Below are 5,893 nucleotides of genomic sequence, written 5' to 3' on the forward strand. Positions count from 1 at the left end.
CAAACGTTGGACCACCGGATGCTAGAGTTTTCCGGCTTCATTCAGGGAGGCGGGCTGGTTGCGCCTCCCGAATTCACCAACGAGATCGGCACCTTGTTGCCGATCGCACCATGAGGTCTTTCCTCATTGTAGTATCTACGCCAATCCTCCATCTTTTCGCGGGCATCCGCAAGGGTCAGGAACCAATGCTGGTTCAGGCATTCTGCACGGAAGCGGCCATTGAACGCTTCGATGAAAGCATTATCAGTCGGCTTGCCGGGGCGTGAGAAGTCCAACGTCACACCCTTGGAATAGGCCCGCAGGTCCAAGTCGCGCGACACGAACTCGGTCCCTTGGTCGACACGGATCGTTTTCGGATAGCCGGCTTTTTGGCACACCCGTTCAAGGGTTTGCACAACGTCTTCGCCTCTATAGCTATGACGTGGATCAAGCACCGGCACGTAGCGCGAGAAGGTGTCGACCACCGTCAGCACGCGCAGTTTCTTACCCGTTGCGAGTTGGTCGTGAACGAAGTCCATCGCCCACGTTCCGATCACCGCCGCTTCAAGTTCACAGCCGACAATGTTGCCATGCTGCTTAACCGTGACGTTCACAACCGTTTTCAATCCTCGAGCCGACAGGGCCTACACGGATCACGACCTTGGCGCCCGCCATAATCGAGCGTAAGGGCCATCAGTTCTCACTAGGTCAGCGTGCTTTCCCTCCTCAATGACCCGCCCCTTGTCCAGGACCACAATATTGTCCGCCCCACGAACGGTGCTCAACCGATGAGTGATGACTATGATGGTCTTCCCAGCGCGAGACAGATCCTCAACAACCCGCAGCACAAATTCTTCGGCTGCCGAGTCCAGAGAGGAGGTCGCTTCGTCAAGGATTAGAACGTCGGGATCCCGGTACAGGGCCCGAGCCAATGCGAGGCGCTGCTTCTCACCTCCGGAGAGGCGAACCCCGTTCTCGCCCAGATGGGCCTGGAACCGCCCGGGCCAGCGCTCGATGCACTCCCGCAGTCCTATTCGATCACAGATGCGTACGATCTTATCGAACTCCGGTTCGAACTCGCCCAGGGCGATGTTCTCGATCACGGAACCGGAGAAGACGTCTATCGATTGCGGTACTGCAGCCATGACCTTGTGCAGTGATGCGCTCGAGAAATCCTGGAGGGCATATTGGCCGATCCGAATGCATCCATCCTCAAGCTGGTAGACATTCTGCAGCAGAGCCGCAAGGGTGCTTTTGCCCGAGCCGCTCTCACCCACGACGGCCGTCAACTCTCCTTGGCGAAAGGAGACGCTTAGATCGCTGAAAACCTCCGCCTGCGCGCCATAGCGGAATGTGACGTTCTCCAGGCGAATATCTCCGAGATCGGTCTTCGTAGCATCGATGCCGCTGCTGCTTGCCGACTCCAGTTCAAAGATCTCGAAAAGTCTATCCGCCGCGATAAACGCGTCTTGAACGATCCGGTTGGTCTGGATCAGGCGGGCGACCGGCCGGGTGATATAGCCAAGCAACGTATAGCAGGACAGCAATTCGCCGGGCGTGACGGCCTGTTCGAGCGCAAGCGTGGTTCCAAACCACATCAGCACGATGGTGAACAGGACCGACAGCAACGTCGAGGCGTTGTCGCCGCAGATTGAGATCAGCCCGGAGCTGTAGACGGAATGCAGCATCTTTACGAAGCGGGTCTCCATTTTGAAGTTTGCGAAGCTCTCGACGCCGGAAGTCTTAATGGTGGAGACAGCTCCGAGTGATTCTACCAGTTGCGCCTCGAGTTTGGCGTCATTTTCCATGATGACTCGTTGGAGATTTCGATTCATCCGATTGATGGCCCAATATACCAGGATGTACATTGGAATGGCGAGCGCCACGATCAAAGCAATATTCCAGGAATAGATGAACATCATTCCGAACGAGAACAGTATCATTAAAATGTCAACAAACATGTTTATCGAAACGTCGTTCAGGAAGCTCCTGATTTTCACAGCGTCGTTCATGCGCGACACGATTTCTCCCATGCGCATGCTATCGAAGAACTTCTGGGGCAGGGCCAGGATGTGATTGTAATAGCCGAGGATCAAGCATACGTCGATCTTCTGCCCCGTCTGCAGGACGAGTCGGCCTCTTAGGAGGTTGATCAGGATCTGTATCGCTAGGATCAGCAGCATTGCGATGCTCATCAAGTTGAGCAGGTTGCGGTTTCCCGCTGGGATCACGTGATCAACGATCTTCTGAACGTAGATCGCCGTCGAGAGACTGAGGACGGTCGTCACAAGAGCGCCGACGAGAGCCTGCGCCATCACCGTGCGGTGTGGCGCGAGTAGGCGGGCGAATCGGGCGAGGGGCGACGTGGTCTCGTCTCGACGATTGAATGTGTCTGCCGGAACCAGCAAAACCAGAACGCCGGTCCATTGCTCCATGAATTCCTGATGCGGCACTTTGCAGATTTCGCCCAAGGCCGGGTCCATGACGATGACCCACTTGGCGTCGATCGCATGGACCACTACGAAATGGTGCAGGTCCTCCTTGACGACGTGCGCGATAGCGGGCTTGGGGATCTTGTACAGGCTGTCGAAGCCACCTTTGACGCCTTTCGCGATGAAGCCCAGCTTCTGCGCCGCTTCCGTGAGCCCCAGCACACTCGTACCGGAGCGGTCGGTCGACGCATACTGGCGGATGCGCGCCAATGGCAACTTGTAGCCATAGAAGGCTGCGACAGATGCGAGGCTGGCGGCGCCGCAATCCGTGATGTCACGCTGTTTGAACTTAATGGCCTTACTCGACATGGAGGCTCGCTGGCTGTTGGGACAATATTAGCGCCCCGCCAGCATCGGGTTGAGCCAATCGTCTGCCTCGTCGTAGAGCAGTTGCAGGAGAGTGCGATTGGCCAACAGAAAGCGAGCCCGCACGGTCATGCCTTTCTTCAGGTGGCCGATGGCCCCGCTTTTCAGCGCGAGTTCGCTGCGAGAGAGCGCGCACTGGACCTTGAAGACCGGGTTCCCGTCATGCAGAGTGAAGTCCTGCGCCACCTCGACCACCCTTGCTTTGATGACACCCCATTGGTTGTAGTTAAAGGCATCCACTTGGAGCCGCACCGGCTGACCAGGCTGCACAAAGCCAATGTCGTTGGGGGAGACGTAGATTTCCGCCACCAGATCGTCGTTCGGCGAGATCCAACCAACGGTTTGCCCGCTCTGCACGTAGCTTCCGTGCGCGAGGCCGGAGAACTGCTCGAGAGCACCCGATACTGGGGCGCGGATGCGGTGCAGGTCCCGTTCGTGCTCGAGCTGATGCAAGGTGGCCGTGAGTTCCTTTAAGCGCAGGTTAGCATCAAGGAGCTTCTGGTTCCAATCAGCGGTTTTGCGTCGCACGAGGATCTCGCCTTGGACCTCGATATTTTGGAGAGCGAAAGCCTTCTCGTCAACGGTCTTCGCCGGCGCCGCAGCAGCCGAGACAAGTCGCTTTGCGCGGTCGAGTTCCGCCGCGGCGTTACTGCGCGCATTTTGGTTCTCGCGCAGCAAGTTGAGAAAATGCACCCTTTCAGCCGTCGCGGATTCGGTTTGGAGGGGGGGCGAGACGCTGAGCCTTGCGCCGGAAGAAATCAGCGTTTGGAAGTCATGGGCAAGATCGCTCTTGGCATGAATGTCGGCTAAAACCCCGCTGAGCTTTTCCTCGATTACATGATCGTCAAAGGCGATTATTTCCTTCCCCTTAGCAACGACATCGTTCTCAAAGGCAAGGACACGGGAGATGCGTCCGGAGACGGGCGCTATCAGGGGCGTCTTCTCCACGATCGGGCGAATAGTACCGACACTCTGCATGGAGACCGGTATGGTAACGAGTGGCAGTGAGCCAAATGCCGCGGCGACGAAGAGCAAGATCGCCCTATAAATGCTCAAGGATCGTCCTGATCGTCGCGCCAGTATGCTTTCTGCGGTGCAGCTGGCCGTTTCAGCAGAAAGGGGAACTGCTAGTCTGTAGTCACTAGGAGCCATCGAGAGCCAGCTCGCTTATCAACCAAACAAGTGTCCGTAACGTCGCAAAAACAAGTAAACCCAAAAATACCAACCTCCGGAGGTTTCAGCTGCTTCTTGAGGGGTTAATTCGGTTACACGATAGGCTGCCATGTTGTTCATCATTGGTGTCTCCGTTCAGAGCTGGATTGAGAAGATGCCAAGGCCCCCGTTGGGAGCTCCTAGCGGCGCGCAACAAAAAGGTTCAAGATTCGTGCCAATGCAGAAGGAGCGAAAAGCATCAGAAAACTGTTCTGTATGTTATTCAATGGCTGCCCTAGAGCGCCGAGACGTGCCAAACCGCACATCACGCTGTCGCAAGCACGACAAACCGAGTAGGGTTCTGAATGAACGTCCTGAACAGGATCGACAGCTCCAAAGTTCGGTGGCGACGGTACAGTTGAGACTCGGCGCTCAGTAAGCGCGCCCCCATCCGCGTAGCCCCCATCGAGTTTGCCGTCGATTTTTGTTGCTGCTGATTCACTCTGAAACCTGGTGAATTGTTAGTGGCCCTCCGCACGATAGTGGGCGCGGATGCGCCGCTTGGTGCCGCGGGCCTTGTCCCTATTGGCAGATGCTATGGCCGGATGTGTCAAGTAAAAGATCCACCGGATGCGAAAAGAAACACGAGACCTATTGGACAATGCTTGGGCGGGTCCCGACGCTATGGCGATCTCAGACCTGCACTTGTTCCGGCCCAGGCTGTGGCCGACAGCGATCGTCTCGCGGGGCCGTTGCGACAGGAGGATAGCTGGCAAATCTCAAGCTCACCTCGACATCCGGTTACGCGAGCTTGGCCGCGCCAGCTCGGGCTGTTACGATTCCGGGCGGCTCGATTGCGAAGGCGACGTCCAGACGTGGATGCTGCGACTGGCTTCTGCGAAGCATTCAGTCATCTGCGTACAGGAGCGCCCTGCGATGAACGTCATCCTCGCAGAAGAGACTAGCTTTGGCCTGCGCATGATGGCCGATGCCACAGACACCCACACCTTGTGGGTGTTAATCCGTGTTCGACAGTGGCATGTCGAGAGCGAAGCCTACGACCGGGCGCTAGCCAGGGTGGTCGAGGCGCAGGCGGGGTTACCGATCCATGGGCACTCCGGCTTCGAGCGACGGCCTATTATTTGCCGCCACAGCGCAAGGCGACGCCCTGGTAAACGTGAAATACGGCAGGATGCTAGGCCTTCAGGCCTACAGCCAGGTCTCGGATCGATACGGGTCGATCCGTCTGTCGTCCTCGTCGATCAGACGCTTGAGCCATTCCAGCGCCGCGATGGCGGACCCGATGTGCTGCATTATTCCGGAATTCGAGCAGGCTCAGCAGCCTCGGCAACATGCGTGGATAATGAAATGCCGTAGGAGGAACGTGGCACCGCCTGGGCTCGCTGCTTAGGAACCGCCAGTCTTGTATTTGCGGACCAGAGCCGAAAGTATCGCCTGTTCGGCAATTTCGGCACCGCTCCGTCGAGGGCCTTGATCGCGGACCCGGCGATGCGAGCCAAAAGGCGCTCCTCGCTGGCCCCTTTTCAATTTCTTGGCGATCGAGGCGACGACCCTACGTTCCCATTCGCCACCATCTTGTGCACTTTGATCTGAACCCTTCAAACTGGACCAGTTTTGGTTAGAGTTTTCCGGTGCATTTTCCTGGCTGGGAAAGGGACCAGAAGACGATGAAAGCGTCGCAGTTTTCGGACGCTCAGAAGGCGTTCATTCTGAAGCAAGGTGATGAAGGCGTGTCGGTTGCTGAAATCTGCAGGAAGGCGGGGATCAGCCAGGCGACTTATTTCAACTGGAAGAAAAAATACGCGGGCATGCTGCCACCGGAGATGAAGAGGCTGAAACAGCTCGAGGACGAGAATTCGCGCCTGAAGAAGATCGTCGCGGAT

General features: G+C 57.0%; 5 protein-coding genes and 1 pseudogene. 2 read left to right on the forward strand and 4 right to left on the reverse strand.

The window, feature by feature from the left end:
- Window positions 1-41 precede the first annotated feature (41 nt).
- The 4 genes and pseudogenes from PH551_RS32440 to PH551_RS32455 all read right to left on the reverse strand — a co-directional run.
- Window positions 42-524: pseudogene (locus PH551_RS32440) on the reverse strand (IS3-like element ISRel21 family transposase); the annotation flags it as partial.
- A 108-nt stretch (window positions 525-632) separates the two neighbouring features.
- Window positions 633-2,780: a peptidase domain-containing ABC transporter gene (locus PH551_RS32445; RefSeq protein ID WP_004676279.1), complete on the reverse strand. Its 2,148-nt coding sequence runs from the start codon at window positions 2,778-2,780 to the stop codon at window positions 633-635.
- A 27-nt stretch (window positions 2,781-2,807) separates the two neighbouring features.
- Window positions 2,808-3,893: an HlyD family secretion protein gene (locus tag PH551_RS32450; protein ID WP_008533948.1), complete on the reverse strand. Its 1,086-nt coding sequence runs from the start codon at window positions 3,891-3,893 to the stop codon at window positions 2,808-2,810.
- 114 nt (window positions 3,894-4,007) lie between these two features.
- Window positions 4,008-4,133 carry a hypothetical protein gene (locus tag PH551_RS32455; RefSeq protein WP_004676277.1) on the reverse strand — a complete coding sequence of 42 codons (126 nt, stop codon included), beginning with the start codon at window positions 4,131-4,133 and terminating at the stop codon, window positions 4,008-4,010.
- A 792-nt stretch (window positions 4,134-4,925) separates the two neighbouring features.
- On the opposite strand from PH551_RS32455, the gene PH551_RS33120 reads away from it, so the two are divergent.
- Entirely contained in the window at window positions 4,926-5,366 is a 441-nt protein-coding gene (locus tag PH551_RS33120; RefSeq protein ID WP_004676276.1) for a Tn3 family transposase, read from the forward strand.
- Between the two features lie 311 nt (window positions 5,367-5,677).
- The coding region (locus PH551_RS32465; protein ID WP_285196332.1) for a transposase at window positions 5,678-5,893 on the forward strand (216 nt) is incomplete at its 3' end.

Origin of the sequence: Rhizobium atlanticum (assembly GCF_030182485.1) — a bacterium.
Classification (GTDB): Bacteria; Pseudomonadota; Alphaproteobacteria; order Rhizobiales; family Rhizobiaceae; genus Rhizobium.